The sequence below is a fragment of the Nocardia sp. NPDC057663 genome, from assembly GCF_042799895.1.
GTDB lineage: Bacteria > Actinomycetota > Actinomycetes > Mycobacteriales > Mycobacteriaceae > Nocardia.
Genome location: NZ_JBHVHX010000004.1, coordinates 255,800 through 274,441 on the forward strand (window position 1 = coordinate 255,800; position 18,642 = coordinate 274,441).

The 18,642-nt window shown below is 68.0% G+C and carries 19 protein-coding genes; 8 read left to right on the plus strand and 11 right to left on the minus strand.

Annotated elements, in window-relative coordinates; all coding sequences use genetic code 11:
- Window positions 1-28 precede the first annotated feature (28 nt).
- Together ACFVAV_RS12420 and ACFVAV_RS12425 are read right to left on the minus strand one after the other, a co-directional pair.
- Complete coding sequence (locus tag ACFVAV_RS12420; RefSeq protein WP_379034114.1) at window positions 29-292, minus strand: hypothetical protein; 264 nt, start codon at window positions 290-292, stop codon at window positions 29-31.
- A 41-nt stretch (window positions 293-333) separates the two neighbouring features.
- A complete protein-coding gene (locus ACFVAV_RS12425; RefSeq protein WP_379034116.1) occupies window positions 334-615 on the minus strand; it encodes a hypothetical protein in 282 nt (93 codons plus the stop codon).
- A 156-nt stretch (window positions 616-771) separates the two neighbouring features.
- On the opposite strand from ACFVAV_RS12425, the gene ACFVAV_RS12430 reads away from it, so the two are divergent.
- Window positions 772-1,485, plus strand: coding sequence for a cutinase family protein (locus ACFVAV_RS12430; protein ID WP_379034118.1), 714 nt, complete (start codon window positions 772-774; stop codon window positions 1,483-1,485).
- A gap of 31 nt (window positions 1,486-1,516) precedes the next feature.
- On the opposite strand, the gene ACFVAV_RS12435 is transcribed toward ACFVAV_RS12430, so the two are convergent.
- The 7 genes from ACFVAV_RS12435 to ACFVAV_RS12465 form a co-directional block, all read right to left on the minus strand.
- On the minus strand, window positions 1,517-1,903 hold the full coding sequence (locus ACFVAV_RS12435) for a hypothetical protein (protein WP_379034120.1): 387 nt from the start codon (window positions 1,901-1,903) through the stop codon (window positions 1,517-1,519).
- A 173-nt stretch (window positions 1,904-2,076) separates the two neighbouring features.
- Window positions 2,077-3,222 carry a TetR/AcrR family transcriptional regulator gene (locus tag ACFVAV_RS12440; RefSeq protein WP_379034122.1) on the minus strand — a complete coding sequence of 382 codons (1,146 nt, stop codon included), beginning with the start codon at window positions 3,220-3,222 and terminating at the stop codon, window positions 2,077-2,079.
- Window positions 3,223-3,239: 17 nt separating this feature from the next.
- Window positions 3,240-4,385, minus strand: coding sequence for an acyl-CoA dehydrogenase family protein (locus ACFVAV_RS12445; RefSeq protein ID WP_379034124.1), 1,146 nt, complete (start codon window positions 4,383-4,385; stop codon window positions 3,240-3,242).
- 13 nt (window positions 4,386-4,398) lie between these two features.
- Complete coding sequence (locus ACFVAV_RS12450) at window positions 4,399-5,229, minus strand: SDR family NAD(P)-dependent oxidoreductase (RefSeq protein ID WP_379034126.1); 831 nt, start codon at window positions 5,227-5,229, stop codon at window positions 4,399-4,401.
- A gap of 17 nt (window positions 5,230-5,246) precedes the next feature.
- Window positions 5,247-5,654, minus strand: coding sequence for a MaoC/PaaZ C-terminal domain-containing protein (locus ACFVAV_RS12455; RefSeq protein WP_379034128.1), 408 nt, complete (start codon window positions 5,652-5,654; stop codon window positions 5,247-5,249).
- The gene (locus ACFVAV_RS12460) at window positions 5,651-6,109 is read right to left on the minus strand and encodes a MaoC family dehydratase N-terminal domain-containing protein (protein WP_379034130.1); all 459 of its coding nucleotides are present in this window, start codon (window positions 6,107-6,109) and stop codon (window positions 5,651-5,653) included. The genes ACFVAV_RS12455 and ACFVAV_RS12460 overlap by 4 nt, the downstream gene beginning before the upstream one ends.
- Window positions 6,109-7,284 (minus strand): lipid-transfer protein, encoded by a 1,176-nt coding sequence (locus ACFVAV_RS12465; protein ID WP_379034132.1) that lies wholly within the window; start codon window positions 7,282-7,284, stop codon window positions 6,109-6,111. The genes ACFVAV_RS12460 and ACFVAV_RS12465 overlap by 1 nt, the downstream gene beginning before the upstream one ends.
- A 127-nt stretch (window positions 7,285-7,411) precedes the next feature.
- On the opposite strand from ACFVAV_RS12465, the gene ACFVAV_RS12470 reads away from it, so the two are divergent.
- From ACFVAV_RS12470 to ACFVAV_RS12480, 3 genes are all read left to right on the plus strand, one after another.
- Window positions 7,412-8,959, plus strand: a complete 1,548-nt coding sequence (locus ACFVAV_RS12470) for a long-chain-fatty-acid--CoA ligase (RefSeq protein ID WP_379034134.1) — start codon at window positions 7,412-7,414, stop codon at window positions 8,957-8,959.
- A 162-nt stretch (window positions 8,960-9,121) separates the two neighbouring features.
- On the plus strand, window positions 9,122-10,282 hold the full coding sequence (locus tag ACFVAV_RS12475; RefSeq protein WP_379034136.1) for a zinc-binding dehydrogenase: 1,161 nt from the start codon (window positions 9,122-9,124) through the stop codon (window positions 10,280-10,282).
- Between the two features lie 945 nt (window positions 10,283-11,227).
- Entirely contained in the window at window positions 11,228-12,676 is a 1,449-nt protein-coding gene (locus ACFVAV_RS12480) for an aldehyde dehydrogenase family protein (RefSeq protein WP_379034138.1), read from the plus strand.
- 51 nt (window positions 12,677-12,727) lie between these two features.
- On the opposite strand, the gene ACFVAV_RS12485 is transcribed toward ACFVAV_RS12480, so the two are convergent.
- Window positions 12,728-13,234 carry a hypothetical protein gene (locus ACFVAV_RS12485; RefSeq protein WP_379034140.1) on the minus strand — a complete coding sequence of 169 codons (507 nt, stop codon included), beginning with the start codon at window positions 13,232-13,234 and terminating at the stop codon, window positions 12,728-12,730.
- Window positions 13,231-13,836 carry a TetR/AcrR family transcriptional regulator gene (locus ACFVAV_RS12490; protein WP_379034142.1) on the minus strand — a complete coding sequence of 202 codons (606 nt, stop codon included), beginning with the start codon at window positions 13,834-13,836 and terminating at the stop codon, window positions 13,231-13,233. The genes ACFVAV_RS12485 and ACFVAV_RS12490 overlap by 4 nt, the downstream gene beginning before the upstream one ends.
- A 254-nt stretch (window positions 13,837-14,090) precedes the next feature.
- On the opposite strand from ACFVAV_RS12490, the gene ACFVAV_RS12495 reads away from it, so the two are divergent.
- The 4 genes from ACFVAV_RS12495 (at window position 14,091) to ACFVAV_RS12510 (ending at window position 18,641) form a co-directional block, all read left to right on the plus strand.
- The gene (locus ACFVAV_RS12495) at window positions 14,091-15,260 is read left to right on the plus strand and encodes an amidohydrolase family protein (protein ID WP_379034144.1); all 1,170 of its coding nucleotides are present in this window, start codon (window positions 14,091-14,093) and stop codon (window positions 15,258-15,260) included.
- A 1-nt stretch (window position 15,261) separates the two neighbouring features.
- Complete coding sequence (locus ACFVAV_RS12500; protein ID WP_379034146.1) at window positions 15,262-16,500, plus strand: M24 family metallopeptidase; 1,239 nt, start codon at window positions 15,262-15,264, stop codon at window positions 16,498-16,500.
- Complete coding sequence (locus tag ACFVAV_RS12505; protein ID WP_379034148.1) at window positions 16,490-17,614, plus strand: M24 family metallopeptidase; 1,125 nt, start codon at window positions 16,490-16,492, stop codon at window positions 17,612-17,614. The genes ACFVAV_RS12500 and ACFVAV_RS12505 overlap by 11 nt, the downstream gene beginning before the upstream one ends.
- A 67-nt stretch (window positions 17,615-17,681) precedes the next feature.
- The gene (locus tag ACFVAV_RS12510; protein ID WP_379034150.1) at window positions 17,682-18,641 is read left to right on the plus strand and encodes an enoyl-CoA hydratase/isomerase family protein; all 960 of its coding nucleotides are present in this window, start codon (window positions 17,682-17,684) and stop codon (window positions 18,639-18,641) included.
- Window position 18,642 lies beyond the last annotated feature (1 nt).

Consider the following 18,642-nt stretch of genomic DNA (forward strand, 5'->3'; position numbering starts at 1 on the left):
CGGCGTTTAGCGGTGAGCGTTGATCAGGTCAGAAGTCGGTGCTGCCGGCGGTCAGGTCGAGGAGCGCCTGGCACAGGGGATTGTGCGTCGGACTGTCACCGTCGGCGAAGCAGGCGCCGAACAGCACGAAGCCGAGCGGCCAGGCCAACAGCATCTGGACGGATCCCGACGCGGACCCGGTCTGCGTCTCGGCGACGGGCGCGACGGCGACCGGGGCGGCCTGCACTGGGGCCAGGCCCAGTCCGGCGGAGAGTGCAACCGCGACAAGGGATGTGGTGAGCATTCGGCTCATGAGGGAGTGCCTCCGGATCAGGTTGGTGGGTGTTCTCGGGGTCAGGCCGGGTCGGATTCGGCGCTGCCGCTGCCGATCTCGTAGATGAGGGCGCAGACGTGCCCGTTCGGTTCGGCATCGCAGAGCAGGATGTAGAGCGCGCCGAGCGGGAAGGTGATCAGCGGTGCCAGCGAGGAACCGGAGTCGCCGGAACCCGACGCGGATCCGGAATCCGCGATCGGAGCGACAGTGGCCGGAGCGGCTTGCGCCGGACCCAGGACTGCGCCGACCATGGCACTCGAAAGAGCAATGGCAGCAAGGGGTTTGGCGAGTAGATGATTCATGGCTACCTCCTATGAATATGCTCGCCGACACCAGTCGACTCCCATCAATGTGAAATACCCAAGTTTTACTGTCTGTCGCCCCGGGTCCGATTCGTGAGAACGTGCGGAAACCCGGTCTGTCCCCCACACGGCCCGCCGACGCAATACAGTGAGCGCATGCGTGGACGATCCCGAATCCTGCTGCGTTCGGCGGCAACAGTCACGGCGACACTGGCGCTTACGACCCTCCCGACCGCGGCCGCCGAGCCGTCCACCGGCCCCACCGGCTGCGCGGAGGTCCGGGTCGTCACTGTGCGGGGCACCCTCGAACCACAGACCGGCAGCCTGCTCCTGACACCGCTGGGCAAGCGGATCGCCCAGGAATCCGGCCGCCGCACCACGGTGACCGAACTCGAATATCCGGCCTCGATGGCCCCGGACAGCGCTATCCGCGGCGTCGAGAACCTGACCACGCTGCTGAACACGACCGCCGCCACCTGCCCGGACCAGCAGCTCGTCCTGCTCGGCTACTCGCAGGGCGCCCGCGTCATCGGGAACACCCTCAACGCGCGAACCGCGTTGACGGACCAGGCGGGCGCGCGGATCGACGCCGTCGCCCTGTTCGGCAACCCGCTGTTCAACGGCACCGAACCCTATAACCGCGGCAGCTTCGACCTCGCACTGTCGGGCACCGGTCCCCTACCCGCAGGCGCCCTCGCCGAATTCGCCGACCGCCTGCACGACTACTGCAACGCGGGCGACCGCGTCTGCCAGGGCGGTGACCCGGCCGCCGGGTTCGGAAACGCCCTGAGCTACGGCCATTTCGCGTATTTCGTCAACGGCAACCGTGACCAGGCCGCGGCGTTCGTCCGCGAGCAGCTCGGCTCATAGCCGTCGACCACAGCGCCGTGTCTTCTCCAGCTCAGGGACGGTCGACGTCGCGGAGGATCGTCTCGGGCTTGAAGATCACCTTGTAGTGATAACGGCTCACCTCGGCGGATTCGAGCTGTTCCACGAAGTAGCTCACGTTGTCCGAGAGTCCGAGGAAGTGCTTCTTGTATTCGTCCTCACCGGTCTTGCACGTGACCTCGAGCTGATTGTTCTCGTCCTTGATCGAGCACTTGCCCTCGATGGACAGCAGGTATTTGTCAGTGATTCCGTTGAAGAACACCACGCGACGGTCGATCTTGAACTGGTCCGATTCCTTGGACAGGTTCTTGGACACCACATCGGCGTCACTCGAGCACCCGGTCAAGACGATGGCACCCGTGGACAGCGCCACCGCAGCGGCGACGAGTTTCCGATTCATTTCCTACCCCCTAGTGCACGAGCTCGGATGACGATCCCGAACTCCTCCTTCTCGAAGATATACGACCGCAACACCGTTGGACCGTGCTCCGGTGGTCGATCGATTCCGCTGATCGCGTACCTCCGACGCTCAGGGCGAACGCGTCGCTGTAGCCGACCCGGCGAACAGCCCGCCTACTCCGGAAGGCCCAGGGCGGCAACGGCAATCGTTGCCAGCGGAACGCTCAGCTGACGAACGTCGGAAAACGCACTGTCCCTGGCGATATCGTTCATCGCCATGAGGGTGGCTTGTACGGTGACCAGGGCTTGTTCGCGGGTGAGGGTGGGGCGTGCCGCGCGGCACAGCCTGACCCATTCGCTGACGTAGTCGCGCTGGGCTTGCACCAGCGGTTCCGCTTGGGCGCCGAGGCTGCGGACTTCGGTGACCAGGATGTCGACCAGGGCCGGGTGGCGCAGGGTGAAGTCGGCATAGACCGCGACCAGCGCGCGCAGCGCGGCGGCTTCGTCGGATGCGGCCAGCAGCGTGTCGTCCAGGGTGACCTGGAGATACCCGTTGGCCCGGTGCAGGGCGACGTCGAGGATCTCCAGCTTGCTGGTGAAGTGGTTGTAGACACTCGAGGTGGACAGGCCGACGGCCTCGCCGATCTCCTCCATCCCGGTGCTCGCGTAGGTCTGATCGGCGAAGATGCGCAGTGCCGCGCGCAGGATCTGTTCGCGTTTGCTTCCGCGCGCCAGCCCTGTCGGTGGTGGAATCTGTGGTGGCGCAGGCACTTCCACCTCGACACCCAGCACCGCCGCGGCGATACCGACCAGCGTCGTCCGGAATTCGTCGACGGGCAGCGTGGTGCTGTGGAACGCCGGGCTGAGCAGTGCGGCCAGTGCCGTTCTCGCGCGCAACCGCGCGTCGAGGCCGGGGGCGTCGCCGGTCGTCGCCACCGCGAACGCCTCGCACAACTGCTCGAGGCGAGCGGCGAGGTCCAGGCGCTGTGGGCGCGGGAGGTGGCGTGCCTCGCGCACCCACAGCAGCGGCGCGCTGCGCCGGCCGACCGCGAAATCGGCGACCGCGTCCAGGACATCGGGGCCGTCGAGCGTGCTCGCGAACCGGTCGAGCGTCTGCTCGATGGCGGCGCGCAGCAGGTCGTCCTTGCCGGTGAAATGCCGGTAGAGCGCGGAGGGTCCGACGCCGACAGCGGCCGCGACATCGCTCATCGCGATGTTCTCGAAACCGCTGTCGGCGAACAGCGACGCTGCCGCGTCGACGATCAGTTCGCGACGGTTGGCCGGGCGTTTGCGGCGCACGGCGGCGGGCGGTGAGGACACCACGGGGATGCTACCGCTCAGCCCAGTCGCAGCGATCGGCCGATGATCTCCTTCATGATCTCGCTCGTGCCGCCGTAGATGCGGGCGATCCGCGAGTCGAGATAGGCCCGGGCGATCGGGTATTCCAGCATGTACCCGTAGCCGCCGTGCAGCTGCACGCAGGCGTCGACGACCCGGCTCTGGAGCTCGGTCGCCCACAGCTTGGCCTTGGCTGCGTCGACGGCGCTCAATCGACCGGCGTTCAGTGCGGTGATGCCACGGTCGACGTAGGTCTGGGTGATCTCGACCTCGGTGACCAGATCCGCGAGCCGGAACCGGGTGGCCTGGAAATCGCCGATCGCGCGCCCGAAGGCCCGGCGTTCCCGCACGTAGTCCGTCGTCTCGCGCAGCGCGGTGGTCGCACCGGCCATGGCCGCTACCGCGATCGACAACCGTTCCTGGGGAAGGTTGTTGCTGAGCCCGAAGAATCCCGTGCCTTCCTCGCCGAGCAGGTTGGCCACCGGAACCCGCGCGTCGGTGAACGACAGCTCCGCGGTGTCCTGGGCGTGCATGCCGACCTTCTCCAGATTGCGCCCGCGGGTGAATCCCTCGGTCTCGCGCTCGACCACGATCAGGCTGATGCCGCGGTGCGGGTGCTCGCCGGTGCGCACCGCGGTGATCACCAGATCGGCATTGATGCCGTTGGTGATGAACGTCTTCGCGCCGTTGAGCACATAATGGTCGCCCTCGCGGACCGCCTTGGTGCGGATACCGGAGAGGTCGGACCCGGTCCCGGGCTCGGTCATGGCGATCGCGACGATCGTCTCGCCGGTGGCGACGCCCGGCAGCCAGCGCGCCTTCTGCTCATCGCTGGTCAGTTCGAGCAGATACGGCATGCAGACGTCGGCTTGCAGCGTCGGACCGAGGACCGCGGGGGCGACATCGGCCGCCGCGGCCTCCTCGATCAGAATCGCGTTGAACCGGAAGTCGTTCACCCCCGCGCCGCCGAACTGCTCGGGCACCGCCATGAACGCGCCGAGTTCGGCGATGCCGGTGAACAGCGAGCGTGGGACGATGCCCGCCTGTTCCCACTCCTGGTAGCCGGGCACGACGTGCTTGGCCAGGAACTGCCGCACGCTGTCGCGGTAGGCATCGTGCTCGGGTTCGAAGATCTCCCGGTCCATCGTGGATCCTCTCTCAGATGGTGTATCCGCCGCCGCAGACCAGTGTCTGGGCGCTGATGTAATCGGATTCGGGACGGCAGAGCAGATAGACGGCGCCCGCGGCCTCGGCCGGGGTGCCGGCGCGGCCGAGCGGGATCTGCTGGGCCATGGCGTCGAGCAGGGTCGGGTTCACGCCGACGGCCAGCTCGCGGCCGCCCACATCGATGGTGGCACTGCCGTCGGCGGGCGCTTCGGTGAGTCGCGTGGTGATCAGGCCGAAGGCGACCGTGTTGACGGTGACATTGAGCCTGCCCCATTCCTTGGCGAGGGTCTTGGTCAGCCCGGTGATGCCCGCCTTGGCCGCGGCGTAGTTGGCCTGACCGGCGTTGCCGCCGAGCCCGGCGATCGAGGAGATGTTGACGACCTTGCGGCACGGCACGGCTTCGCCCGCGGCCCTGGCCCGCTTGACCTCGGTGGAGATGATCGGCTGGGCCGCGCGCAGAATGCGGAACGGCGCCTTGAGGTGGACGTCGAGGATGGCGTCCCACTGCTCGTCGGTCATCTTCTGGATGACGGTGTCCCAGGTGTAGCCCGCGTTGTTGACGATGATGTCGATGCCACCGAACTCGTCGACCGCGGTCTGCACGAATCGGTCGGCGAAGTCGTCGTCGGTGACGCTGCCCGCGCACGCGACCGCCGTGCCGCCCGCGGCGCGGATGTCGGCGACGGTCTGCTCGGCCGGGTCCTTGTCGAGGTCGTTGACGACCACCGACGCGCCGTCGGCGGCGAACTTCAGCGCGATCTCGCGCCCGATGCCGCGACCGGATCCGGTGACGATGGCTACCTTGCTGTCGAGTGTTCCCATGCTGGTGTGACTCCTGATCAGTGGGTGCCCGGCACGGCGACGACCGCGGTGCCGAGCAGGGTGGAGGTGCCGTCGGCGAGAGTGACGGCGAGGGACAGGGTGGCGAGTCCGTCCTCGACGGCGGTGACCGTCGCGGTGCAGGTCGGCTGCCCGTGGATCGGGGTGATCGCGGTGAATCGCACGGCGAAGGACCGGATGTCGCGCTGGGGCACCCAGCCGGTCAGCAGGCGGCCGAGGTAGGCCATGGACAGCATGCCGTGGGCGAAGACGTCGTCGAAGCCGGCGGAGTGGGCGTTGTCGAGGTCGATGTGGATCGGGTTGTGGTCACCACTGGCGCCGGCGAACAACGCCAGCGTGGTACGGGAGATGGGCGGCAAGGCCAAGGGCGGCAGCTCCGTGCCGACGGTCAGCAGCGCGGTGCTCACGCGGTCACCTCCGGATTGCGGACGACGGCCACATTGGTGGCCTTGGCGAGAAGTTCGGTGCCACGGCGGAATTCGGTTTCCTTGGTCACGAACTCGAGGGCGCCGCCGCGTTTGACGGTCACGTCGACGACGCGCTCGCTGATCTCGATGGTGTCCCCGGCATAGGCCATCGCGAAGTAGTCGAAAGTCTGCTCGCCGTGCAGGACCCGGCGCAGGTCGATGTCTAGCTCATCGAAATAGCCGAAGGGGGAAAGCGATTCGAGGATCAGACTGAAGAAGAAGGTCGGTGGGACGGGCAGATCCGGGTGACCTGCCGCCCGTGCGGCCTCGACCTCGGTGTAGACCGGGTCGGTCTCGCCGATGACTCGCGCGAACAGGCGCAACCGGCCGCGCTCGACGTCGACGGTGAAGGTGGGCAGGGTGAGCGCCAGGGCGCGTTCGATGTCGACGGCCATCAGCCGACCTTCTCGTACAGGGTGACCACGGCGGCGCCGCCGAGGCCGATGTTGTGCTGCAGCGCCACGGTCACGCCGTCGACCTGCCTGGCTTCGGCCTGCCCGCGCAATTGCCACGTGAGCTCGGCACATTGGGCGAGCCCGGTCGCGCCGAGCGGATGTCCCTTCGACAGCAGTCCGCCCGAGGGGTTGGTGACCACGCGGCCGCCGTAGGTGTTGTCGCCGTCGCGGATGAACTTCTCCGCGGTGCCCTCGGGGGTCAACCGCAGCGCTTCGTAGCTGAGCAGTTCGTTGGCGGTGAAGCAGTCGTGCAGTTCGACCACGCGGATGTCGGCGGGGTCGACGCCCGCGGCCTCGTAGACCTGGTCGGCCGCGCGCCGGGCCATGTCGTAGCCGACGAGCTTGGGCAGATCGTCGAAGGTGTCGGGGGTATCGGTCGTCATCGCCTGCGCGGTGATCGCGACGTCGGTCCGCAATCCGTGGCGCCGCGCGAAGTCCTCGCTGGTGATGATCGCGGCGGCCGCGCCACAGGTGGGCGGGCAGCACTGCAACCGGGTCAGCGGCCCGAAGATCTGCGGCGATTCGAGCACCTGCTCGACGGTGACCTCGTCGCGGAACACGGCGAACGGATTGTTCTTCGCGTGTGTGCGCGCCTTGACCGAGATCATCGCGAAGGTCGCCGGGTCGGTCCCGTACTTCTCGGCGTACGCGGCGCCCGCTCCGCCGAACAGCTGCGCGGCGAACGGCGCGTCACTCGGGCCGTTGTGCTGATGCGCCACCGCCATGAAGTCGACGAACGGGCTCGGCCGATCGGGCCACTTCATGGCGAGCGCGCCGCGTTCCATCTGCTCGAATCCGAAGGCGAGCACGCAGTCGGCGGCGCCGCTGGCGACGGCCTGGCGCGCCAGCCACAACGCCGACGACCCGGTCGAACAGTTGTTGTTGACATTGACCACCGGGATACCGGTCATCCCCACGCCGTAGAGCGCGCGCTGGCCACTGGTCGAGTCGCCGTAGACGTATCCCGCGTAGGCCTGCTGCACCTGGTCGATACCGATTCCGGCGTCGCGCAGCGCGTTGCGGACCGCGCCCCCGGCCAGCACGTCGTAGGGCTCGCTCCTACTCGGCGTCGAGAACGGCACCATCCCGACTCCGGCGACCTGCACCCGTTGCATCACACCACCACCTGTCTTGGCGAATCAATATTCACTTCATGGTTGCACGACCCTTGACAATCCTTCAAGGCCCGCCACAATGTCATGTAGATCACACGGATCAAGATTCACAACAGAGGAGTTGGCCGTGCACATCACGCAATCCCTGCACGCGGCGCTGCAACGCGATCCCGACCGGACCGCCACCATCTTCGGCACCCGCCGCCGCACGGTCACCGAATCGGTCGATCGCATCGCTCGGCTGGCGGGAGCACTGCGCGAGCTCGGGGTCGGCTCCGGTGATCGCGTCGGGATCTACGCCCTCAACAGTGACCGCTACCACGAACTGCTGATGGCGGTGCCGTGGGCGGATGCCGTGGTCAACCCGGTCAACATCCGCTGGAGCACGGCCGAGGTCGCCTACTCGCTCGTCGATTGCGGCACCGATGTCCTCGTGGTCGACGACGCCTTCGCCGGTGCCGTCGACGCGCTGCGCGCCGCGGCGCCGAACCTGCGCACGGTCGTCTTCGCCGGTGACGGTCCGACACCGGCCGGCATGCTCGCCTACGAGGAGCTCATCGCCGCCACGGCGCCGATCCCCGATGCCCGTCGCGGCGGCGACGAGCTCTACGGCGTCTTCTACACCGGCGGCACCACCGGTTTCCCCAAGGGCGTGATGCTGTCGCATCGGGCCTGTCTCACCTCGGCCATGGGCAGCCTGGTCACCACGGACATGCTCACCCGCGGCGGCATGCTGCTGCATGCCGCGCCGATGTTCCATCTGGCCGATATCGCCGCGTGGAACGTCGGCAATCTGACGGGCGCGACGCACGTCATCGTGCCGTCGTTCACTCCGGCGGCCACCCTCGAGGCCATCGTCACCCACCGGGTGACCGACGCGCTGCTGGTACCGACGATGATCCAACTGCTCGTCGACTCCCCCGCCGCCGCCGACGCGGACCTGTCCAGCCTGGAGCGCGTGCTGTACGGCGCCTCCCCGATCTCCGAGACCGTGATGGCCAAGGCGCGCACTGTGCTCGCCAACGCGCGGTTCACCCAGGCCTACGGGATGACCGAACTCGCGCCGGTCGCCACCCTGCTCACCGCGCAGGACCACGACGATCCCGCGCTGACCAGGTCGTGTGGGCGCGCGGCGGTCCACGCCGAGGTCCGCATCGTCGGCGAGGACGACACCGAACTCGCGCGCGGCGAGATCGGCGAGATCGTCGTCCGTGGCGATCACGTGATGTCGGGCTACTGGAACCGGCCGGACGAGACCGCGTCGGCGCTGCGCGACGGCTGGATGCACACCGGCGACGCCGGCTACATGAACGAGGGCGGCTATGTCTTCGTCGTCGACCGGCTCAAGGACATGATCGTCACCGGCGGCGAGAACGTCTATTCCGTCGAGGTCGAGAACGCGGTAGCCAAGCATCCCGCCGTCGCCCAGGTCGCCGTGATCGGCGTTCCCGACCACGACTGGGGCGAGCGCGTGCACGCCGTGGTCGTCCTGGCGCCCGGACAGATCGCGGCCGAGGCGGACATCCGCGAGTTCTGTCGCGAGCACATCGCCAACTACAAGCTGCCCCGCAGCGTCGAATTCCTCGACGCGCTACCGGTTTCCGGGGCAGGTAAGGTCCTCAAGCGCGATCTGCGCAAGCTGCATTGGGAGGGTGCCGACCGCGCCGTTCACTAGGGCACAACGGCGGTCCGGGTGTGGGAAACCGGCCAGGGCGATCACCCGCCCTGGCCGACCCTGTAGGGCTACGATGACGATCGAGATCGGCGACTCGACACATGCCGAGGGAGGTGCACGGGCGCCCCCGGTGATGACCCATCATTCGCCTAGGAGGCACTCATGCGTGCGACGGTGGTCAGCAAAGGTGAATTTCGCGTCGAGGATCTGCCGACGCCGGAACCCGGGCCGGGCCAGGTGCTCATCTCCGTGACCCGCTGCGGCATCTGCGGCTCGGACCTGCACGCTCGCGTGCACTGCGACGAACTCGCCGACCTGGCCGCCGCCACCGGCTACAGCGGCTTCATGCGTTCGGACCAGCGGATTGTCCTCGGGCACGAATTCACCGGTGAGATCGCCGAGTACGGGCCGCGCACCCACCGTCGCTGGAAGCCGGGCACACCCGTGGTGGCGATGCCGATTCTGCGCAGCGGTCGCGAACCGGAGCTCACCGGGCTGTCCGCCCACGCCCCCGGCGGGTACGCCGAACAGGTGCTGACGCAGGAGTCGGTCACGTTCGAGGTCCCCAACGGACTCTCACCCGAGCACGCCGCGCTCACCGAGCCGATGGCGGTGGGCTGGCATGCCGTCCGCAAGAGCCGGATCACCAAGGGACAGACCGCGTTCGTCATCGGGTGCGGTCCCATCGGACTGGCCGTCATCACCATGCTGAAAGCCGCGGGCGTACGCACCGTGGTCGCCAGCGACTTCTCGCCGCGCCGCCGGGAACTGGCCCGCACCTGCGGCGCCGATGTCGTGGTCGACCCGGCCACCGAATCCGCCTGGGATTCGGCCCCGAAACCGCCACGCATCGCCGGTGCCGCGGACATGCTGAACCTGGGCTTCGACGTCATGGAACGCGTGCGCCGCGTCCCGAAAGTCCCGTGGTGGTATCTGTTTCGCGCGGCGCACACTCTCGACCGCGGCCCGGCAGGCCCCGTCGTCTTCGAATGCGTCGGCGTACCCGGCATCATCGACCAGATCCTCACCGCCGCACCGCCGTCGACCCGCGTCGTGGTCGTGGGGGTGTGCATGCAGCAGGACGCATTCCACCCCGCCAACGCCATCAACAAAGAGATCGAGCTGCGGTTCGTCCTCGGCTACGACCCCGGCGAATTCCGCGACACCCTCCACATGATCGCCGACGGCACCGTCGATCCCAGTCCGCTGATCACCGGCACGGTCGGGCTCGACGGCGTCGAAGCAGCGTTCGCCGCCCTGGGATCTCCGGACCACCACGCCAAGATCCTGATCGATCCACGCAGCGACAGCGTTGCGCCCTGAAACCGAGGCCGCGCCACCTCTGCCAGGGACTCCTGCCCCGGGGCGAGACGATCACCTTCGCCACCGAGTACAAGGTCACGCCGACGATCAAGATCACCGCCACCGTCAGCTGACCCGCGTAAGCACGGGGGCCGGGTGGCCGAAGCGGCTACCGACCAGGGTTGTCCGGCGGTGAGGCATCGGCGTCGCCGCCCGGCTCACTCTCGCCGGGCCCGACTCTGCGTGGCCGCACCGTCGGCCGAGGTCCCCCGGGCGAAGCATCCCCACCGGCACGTTTCCGACGCGACGCGCCGAGGTCGATGACATTCCGTTCGTGCTCGACGTTCCCGCCCGTCTGCCCCGCAGACCGGGCCGGCGCATCGGCCGGCCACGTGCCTGTTTCACCTTGCAACTCCGCTCGAGTTACCGGTCGGGTAGGTGCCGGATCGTAGACAGCCTCCGGATACCAAGGCCGGCGCCGAGCCTCGCCGACATCCTCCCGACCTCGCCGCGGCCGCCTCGGCAGCCGGACAACATTCGACCCCCCACGCTCGGCCGCACCGGAACCACCCTCCGCGGCCTTCATCTCTTCCCACTTCCGACGCAGCTGCTCCACCGCATCGAATCGACTTCCACCAGGCCCCGACCCGGCTTCCTGGTCCGACATCGAACTAACCGCGAACAGGTGTCGCGACACCCATCGATCCCACAGCGGCAGGCACCCCGCACTTCGTCTCAGGTCTATCGTTCACCTTCACATTCTGCATCAAAGCCCCCATTACCCGTCTGCGACCCTTGCCAAAGGTCTCGGCAATGCCCGCGCAAGGACGTAATTACCGGTATTGGAGAGTATCATTCTCTTCGAATCCGCCGCCGCGAGGAAACCGTCCGCGGCACCGGGTTCTCGACACCCCAAGCCACCGCGCTGCCCCTAGCCGGAGCGGCTCGGCGAGAGGATGAGACATAGTGAGTAACTCCATCGACGTCGAATCGGGGGTCGAAAGCCCCAGCACGAGGATCATTCAGGTCTTCGACCCGTCGACCGAGGAACAGATAGCGGAAGTCGTCGATTCCGACCAGAAGGCCGTCGATGCGGCGGTGGCCCGGGCCCGCGAGACGTTCGAGTCCGGGGTCTGGCGCAAGCAGCCCGCCATCCACCGCGCGGACGTGCTCTTCCGGGCCGCGGCCATCGTCCGGGAACGCACCGACGAACTCGCGGCGATCGAGGCCAGGGACAACGGCATGAACGCCATGGCCGCGCGCCACATCATCGCGGTGGCCTACGACATGCTCATGTACTACGCCGGCTGGGTCGGCAAGATCCACGGCGAGTCGAGCAGTCTGGTCTCCGACGGCCTGCTCGGCGAGTTCGAGAGCTTCCACACCTTCACCCAGCTCGAGCCGGTCGGCGTCGTCGGCCTCATCGTGCCCTGGAACGGGCCGTTCTTCGTCGCGATGCTCAAGGTCGCGCCCGCGCTCGCCGCGGGGTGCAGCGCCGTCCTCAAGCCTGCCGAGGAGACCCCGCTCAGCGCGTTGAAGCTCGAGGAGATCTTCCGCGAAGCGGGTCTGCCCGACGGTGTCCTCACCGTTGTCACCGGCTACGGCGAGACCACCGGCGCCGCGCTGACCGCGCATCCGGACGTCGACAAGATCTCGTTCACCGGATCGACCGAGGTCGGCCGCCTGATCGTGAAAGCCGCGGCGGGCAACCTCAAACGCCTGACTCTCGAACTCGGCGGCAAATCGCCGCTGATCATGTTCGACGACGCCGACCTGGACAAGGCGATCATGGGCGCCGGGATGGGTCTGCTCGCCGGTTCCGGGCAGAACTGTTCCTGCACGTCGCGCATCTATGTCCAGCGCGGCATCTACGACCGGGTGGTGGACGGTCTCGCCGCCTTCGCGAAAATGCTGCCGATGGGTGGCAGCGACGATCCCACCTCGGTCCTCGGGCCGCTGATCAGCGCGAAGCAACGCGAGCGTGTCGAAGGCATCGTCGACGACGGCGTCGCCGCCGGCGCGCACGTGGTGACCGGCGGCAGGCCGATGGACCGCCGCGGCTACTTCTACGAGGCGACCATCATCACCGGCACCACCCCGGACATGCGGCTCATCCGCGAGGAGATCTTCGGGCCGGTCGGTTCGGTGATCCCCTTCGACGACGAGGACGAGGTGATCGCGGCCGCCAACGACACCGATTACGGTCTGGCAGGCTCCATCTGGACCGAGAATCTCGGCCGCGCCCACCGCGTCGTCAACGAGCTTCGCGCAGGCCAGATCTGGGTGAATTCCGCGCTCGCGGCCGATCCCTCGATGCCGATCTGTGGCCAGAAGCAGTCCGGCTGGGGCGGCGAGCGCGGACGCAAGGGCATCGACGCCTACTTCAACACCAAGGCCGTCTACATCCGCATCTGACCGGTTCGCCGCCGTTCGCGCCCCGCGGGGCGCGAGCGGCGGCCGTCCGGTTCAGCCGACCGGGCTCAGATCCGCACCGATGGGCGGGAACGTCGACACCCCGCTGCGGAAAACCTCGGTCGTGGCGATCGATGCGGCGGGCAGCTCGGCGGCGGCCAGCGCCTGCGCCTTGAACGCCTGTGCGGCGACGCTGAGCCGATGCACCACCGGATCGACCCGATGCTCGGGTGGCGAGGACCAATCATCGCCCCAGACAACGACTTCCACTCCCCCGTCCCGCAGGGCCGAGACCACACCGCGGTGCGCGCGGGAGTCGCGACAACAGACATCGCCGGCGATCGCCAGGGCATGCGGCCTGCGGCCCTGTCCGTGCGCGGCGAGCACCTGCCCGAGGTCGACGAGTTCGGCGCCGAGGATGCGGAGCGGCCGCGCGTCGGAGATCTCGGCGACGAGCACCGACACGTCCCAGCCGGCTACCGCGCGATCGAACAACCAGCCCCCGGCATGTTCGACGACGTCGACGACGCTGGTCGCCACGACGTCGAGGCGGTACCTCATCGCGGAGGGTCCGGGGCGAAGTCGCGTTTCAGCGACCTCGTGTACTCGGCGAACACCTCGGTCAGGGGAATCGAATGATCGAGCAGCCATGAGATCTCCATTCCGTTGATGAAAGCGACGATCTCCACCGCCCGGATCCCGGGATCGAAATCGGCACGGTAGCGGCCGATTTCCTGGTTGTGGCGGATGAACGCCGTGACGATGCCGACGGCCATGTTCCATCGGTCCAGCATCCGGTCGTGTAGCGGAGCATCGGGCTGGAGGTTCTCCACGAGCAGCACGGCGAAGGTCCCGACCAGTTCGGGTGAGCGCTGGATACGCTCGGCGACCTTCTCGATCTCCTCGAGCAGGTCCCCACGCAGGTCCGCCTGCCGCAGGTCGTCGGCATCGCGCGCATCGAGCACCGCGTGCAGCAACTGGTTCTTGGAGCTGAAATGGTGCAGCAACCCCGCCGGGCTCACCCCGGCCTCGCGCGCGATCATCGCCAGACTCGTGTTGCGCCAACCATTGCGGGTGAGCAGGCGCTGGGCGACGGCCACGATGCGCTGGCGGCGATCCTCTCCTTTGGCGAGTAGCGAGGCGTAAGGACGAGGAGAAGTCATGCGCGGCACCCTGTTCGAGAAAACCTAGTGAACACACAGTAGGTTGGTTGGCTCGATGTGACAAGGGTCTCATGCCTCTTCCGAGCCGGCCGATCGTCCACCGCATTGTCGGCCCCTCCTCGCCACGATACGAGAATCACGTTCTTGCGCTACCTCGCAGCTGAAACCACCTTCGCAGGAAAAGATCTCCTAGCCGCACTCTCCACCTGTGATAATGTTGTTTCCGCATTCGGAGAATCACATTGGAGGGCAGGATGCCGGTTCCCAGTAGTAGCGCCCCGCTGTACCCACCCGGCGGATTCGGCCCACCGAAGGACCGGCGCGGCAAGGCGGCAGGTGCCCTCGGGCTGCCCACGGGCACCGACGTCTTCTCCGCCGACAACCACATCTCGCTGGCGCACGACATCTTCTACGAGCGGTTCCCGGAGAACCTCAAGGACCGCGCGCCCCGGGTCTGGTACGAGGACGGCGCCTATCAGCTCGGCCGCAAGGGAAAGTCTTTCCTGCCCGGCGATTTCAGCCACGTGCTCATGCAGTACGACCCACTGGAGGGCTCGGGCAGCGCCAACCTGGCCGCCCGCGCTGCCGATCTGCGCGCCGACGGCATCGCCAGGGAACTGGCGTTCCCCAATGCGCTGCTCGCGCTGCTGTTCTACCCGGACAAGGAGATCCGCGAGCTCTGTTTCCGCACCTACAACGCCTACATCGCCGAACTGCAGGAGCAGTCCGGCGGCACCTTCTACGGTGTCGGCCTGATCAACTGGTGGGATGCCGCGGGCGCGCGCCGTACCCTCGACGAGCTGAAGTCGCTGGGACTCAAGACCTTCCTGCTGCCGCTGTCGGCGGGTAAGGACGACGAGGGCGCGGTCATCGACTACGGCAGCACCGCGATGATTCCGGTGTGGGACGCCATCGAGGAGTCCGGCGTCCCGGTCTCGCACCACATCGGTGAGTCGCCGCTGTCGGCTCCGTGCGAGGTCAACAGTGTCGCGGTCGGCATGATGCACAATGTCGCGCCGTTCCGGGAACTGTTCTCCAAGTACATCTTCAGCGGGATCATCGACCGCCATCCCGGGCTGAGCATCGGCTGGTTCGAGGGCGGCGTGAACTGGGTACCGGCGGCCATCCAGGACGCGGAGCACATGCTCGCCTCCTTCCAGCACATGCTGGACCGGCCGGTCGAACACGACATCCGGCACTACTGGGACAACCACATGCGCGCCTCGTTCATGGTCGACCCGCTCGGGCTCTCGCTCATCGACCAGATCGGGATCGACCGGGTGATGTGGTCCTCGGACTACCCGCACAACGAGAGCACCTTCGGTTATTCCGAGCAGTCGCTGGCCGCGGTCGTCGAGGCCGTCGGGCCCACCGCGGCGGCCCGGATCGTCAGCGGCAACATCCGCGACTTCCTGGGTGTCTGAGATGACGGTGTTCAGCACGGCCGCGCGATCCGCGGCCTTCGAAATCCCCGACGTCCCCGACCGGGCCCGGATGCGGACCGAGACCGGAGCCCGGCTGCGGGCGGCCATGGCCGCCCGCGGCGTCGACGCGCTGGTCCTGCTCAACAACACCAATGTCGCCTACGCCACGGGTGCGAACTGGCCGCTCGGGGATGCCGGGCTCTCGCATGTCGAGCGCCCGGTGGCCGTGGTGGTGGCCGGTGATCCGTGGCCGCACCTGTTCCTGCCGTTCCGGGAAGGCACCTCCGACGAGGCCGAACTGCCCGCCGATCACCTGCACGGACCGGTCTACCTCGAATTCGACGAGGGCGTGGGCACTTTCGCCCGCACGCTGGCCGAGCTCGTCCCGGCCGGGTCCACCGTCGCGGTCGACGAGTGCACCGGTGCGATGCGCCGGGCGCAGGCCGCGCTGTTCCCCGGCGGCGCCCCGTCCGACGCCGCGCTGGTCGTCGGAGCGGCGAAACTGATCAAGACGCCGGACGAGATCTCCTGCCTGCGGATCGCGAACCGGATCACCGAGCAGGCGATCGCCGAGGTGCAGGCCGCCCTCGAACCAGGCCGCCGCCAGATCGATCTGTCGGCCGGATTCGTCCGCCGCGCTTTCGAACTCGGCGCCACCGCGAACATGCTCGACGCCATCTGGCAGGTGATGCCGCAGTCCAAGGCCGAGGGCGTGTGGACGACCCACGGTGACCTGGCGCTACCACTGCTCACCACCGAACGGGCGCTGGTGGCCGGCGACGTGCTGTGGACCGATGTCAGCATCGTCTACGGCGGCTACTGCTCGGATTTCGGCCGCACCTGGATCGTGGGCGATACCCCGAACGCGCGGCAGCAACGGCAGTTCGAACGCTGGCGCGAGATCGTGACCGCGGTGCTCGATGTCACCCGGGCCGGCGCCACCGCCGCTGATCTCACCCGGGCCGCGATCGCGGCCAACGACGGCGTCAAACCCTGGCTGCCGCATTTCTATCTGGGTCACGGCATCGGCGTCAGCGCCGCCGAGATGCCGATGATCGGCACCGATCTCGGCGCGGAGTACGACGAGAACTTCGTCTTCGAGCCGGGGATGGTGCTGGTGCTTGAACCGGTCGTCTGGGCGGACGGCACCGGTGGATACCGAAGCGAGGAGATCGTTGTGATCACCGATCAGGGCTACGCGGCCCTCACCGACTACCCGTACGACCCGTATGGGTACTGAGATCCTGCCCGACGAGCGCGCCCTGCGGCATGGGCGACGCGCTCGCGCGCTGGCACAGATGCATGCCGACGATCTCGACATCCTCGTCCTGGGCAGACAGGCCAATGCCCGCTACGTGGCGGGCGCCCCACAACTGTGGGTGGCGGGCACCCGCCCGTTCGGCCCCGTCGCCACCCTGGTTCGCGACAGCGGCGCGGTGCATCTGCTCAGCACCTGGGACGAGGGCATTCCGGAGGACATCCCGCACGGCAATCTCTACGGCCTGGCGTGGAATCCGCTGACCACCATCGAGGTGTTGCGCCGCATCGAGGGCGCGAGCACGGCCCGCCGCGTCGGCACCGATGCCCTGTCCCCGACCTTCGCCCAGCTGCTGCCGCAGGCGTTCCCGCAGGCCGAACTCGTCGACGGAGAACCGGCGATGAGCGCGGCACGACGGATCAAGACGCCGGAGGAGATCCTCGCGCTGCGCCGCGCCCTGGCCGTGGCGCAGCGCGGGCTGGCGGCGTCGGTGGCCGCACTCGCGCCGGGCGTGAGCGAGCAGTCGCTGATCGGCATCCTGCTGGAGGCCATGGCCGCAGGTGGGATCAGCACGCCCGCCTCACAGGACTCGGCGTGGGTGACCTCGCGAGCACATCCGTGGCGGCGCGCTGGTGCGCAACGGCGCGCACTGGCCGGCGATCTGGTGGCGTTCTCGGCCGGCATTCTCGGCGAGGGCTATATCGGTGAGGTGGGCCGGACCTGGCCCGCCGGCGGCGTGGGCGATACCGGGGTGCGGGCGCTCTATCGGCGCTGGGATGTCCTGTGGGACAGGCTCGTCGAGGCGTGCCGTCCGGGAGCGGTGGCCGCCGATCTGCTCACCGCCTACGACCTCGCCGGTGAATCGCTGCCGCCGATGCCGGTGGCCCGTGGACTGGGCATGGGCTTCGACGCCCCGGTCGTCTCACCGCTGTTGCGCCGGACCGCCGAGGCCGAACGGCTGGAGCCCGGCATGGTGCTCTCGGTCACCAGCTATGTCTGGGAGCCCGGGGTCGGCGCCGTCTTCGGCCGCGACGCGGTGCTGGTCACCGCCGACGGCGCCGAGGTGCTGACCGACGCGCCGCACTGGCCGCACTGACCCGCAACATCCTTCGAGGCGGGCCGCCTGCGGGCGGTCCGCCTCGTCCAGGCAAAGGAGCCGTATCGTGCCCGGACCGGAGCAGCCGTCGGCGGAGGAGATCATCCGCTTCGACAAGGACCCCGAAACCCGTATCGCCACCATCACTTTCGACCGACCCGACCATCTCAACGCCCCGACCATCGCGGCCCGGCTGCGCTACGGCGAGCTGATCCATCGCGCGAGCGTCGACGACGAGGTCAAGGTGCTCGTCGTCCGGGGCGCGGGCGACGATCTGGGCAGCGGCGCCGATCTGCCGGAATTCCTTGCCGTGCAGCGCGATCCGGATCCGGGTCTACGGCTGGCCGAGTACCGGATCGGCGCCGAGGACGGGGTGCGCCACCCGCCGGAGGGGTCGTTCCGGCACGGCGCGACGGTCAGCCAGTGGTACGCCAACGCGCAGGCGGGCTGCCGGAGCCTGCAGGAGTTCAAGAAGATCAGCATCGTCGAGGTGAAGGGCTACTGCTACGGCTGGCACTTCTATCAGGCCGCCGACGCCGACCTGGTGATCTCCAGCGACGACGCGCTCTTCGGCCATCCGTCGTTCCGCTACTACGGCTGGGGTCCGCGGATGTGGACCTGGGCGCAGACCATGGGCCTGCGCAAGTTCCAGGAGATGGTGTTCACCGGCCGGGCGTTCACCGCGCAGGAGATGGCCGACTGCAACTTCCTCAACAAGGTGGTGCCGCGCGACGAGCTGGAGTCCGAGACCGCGAAGTACGCGCTGGCCTGCGCCCGGAATCGCCCTACCGACACCATCTTCATGCAGAAGGTGTTCTTCGAGATCATGAAGCAGCAGCAGGGTGAGTACATGGGCAGCCTGCTGAGCGGGTTCTTCGAATCGATGGGCGGGCATGTCCACGCCGACGACGAACTCATGCTCGGTGACGCCTACGACAGCGGGCTCAGCGCCGCGGTGAAGGACAACGACGCCCGCTTCCCGCCGGAGTTCCGGCTGAGCAAATCCGCGCGCAAGGAAGACCGGTGAG

Coding starts and splice junctions, on each gene's coding strand:
- ACFVAV_RS12435 (WP_379034120.1), bottom strand. CDS start 1,903: ATGAATCGGAAACTCGTCGCCGCTGCGGTGGCGCTGTCCACGGGTGCC.
- ACFVAV_RS12485 (WP_379034140.1), bottom strand. CDS start 13,234: ATGAGGTACCGCCTCGACGTCGTGGCGACCAGCGTCGTCGACGTCGTC.
- ACFVAV_RS12450 (WP_379034126.1), bottom strand. CDS start 5,229: ATGGGAACACTCGACAGCAAGGTAGCCATCGTCACCGGATCCGGTCGC.
- ACFVAV_RS12420 (WP_379034114.1), bottom strand. CDS start 292: ATGAGCCGAATGCTCACCACATCCCTTGTCGCGGTTGCACTCTCCGCC.
- ACFVAV_RS12500 (WP_379034146.1), top strand. CDS start 15,262: ATGACGGTGTTCAGCACGGCCGCGCGATCCGCGGCCTTCGAAATCCCC.
- ACFVAV_RS12445 (WP_379034124.1), bottom strand. CDS start 4,385: ATGGACCGGGAGATCTTCGAACCCGAGCACGATGCCTACCGCGACAGC.
- ACFVAV_RS12465 (WP_379034132.1), bottom strand. CDS start 7,284: ATGCAACGGGTGCAGGTCGCCGGAGTCGGGATGGTGCCGTTCTCGACG.
- ACFVAV_RS12495 (WP_379034144.1), top strand. CDS start 14,091: ATGCCGGTTCCCAGTAGTAGCGCCCCGCTGTACCCACCCGGCGGATTC.
- ACFVAV_RS12490 (WP_379034142.1), bottom strand. CDS start 13,836: ATGACTTCTCCTCGTCCTTACGCCTCGCTACTCGCCAAAGGAGAGGAT.
- ACFVAV_RS12430 (WP_379034118.1), top strand. CDS start 772: ATGCGTGGACGATCCCGAATCCTGCTGCGTTCGGCGGCAACAGTCACG.
- ACFVAV_RS12425 (WP_379034116.1), bottom strand. CDS start 615: ATGAATCATCTACTCGCCAAACCCCTTGCTGCCATTGCTCTTTCGAGT.
- ACFVAV_RS12505 (WP_379034148.1), top strand. CDS start 16,490: ATGGGTACTGAGATCCTGCCCGACGAGCGCGCCCTGCGGCATGGGCGA.
- ACFVAV_RS12475 (WP_379034136.1), top strand. CDS start 9,122: ATGCGTGCGACGGTGGTCAGCAAAGGTGAATTTCGCGTCGAGGATCTG.
- ACFVAV_RS12460 (WP_379034130.1), bottom strand. CDS start 6,109: ATGGCCGTCGACATCGAACGCGCCCTGGCGCTCACCCTGCCCACCTTC.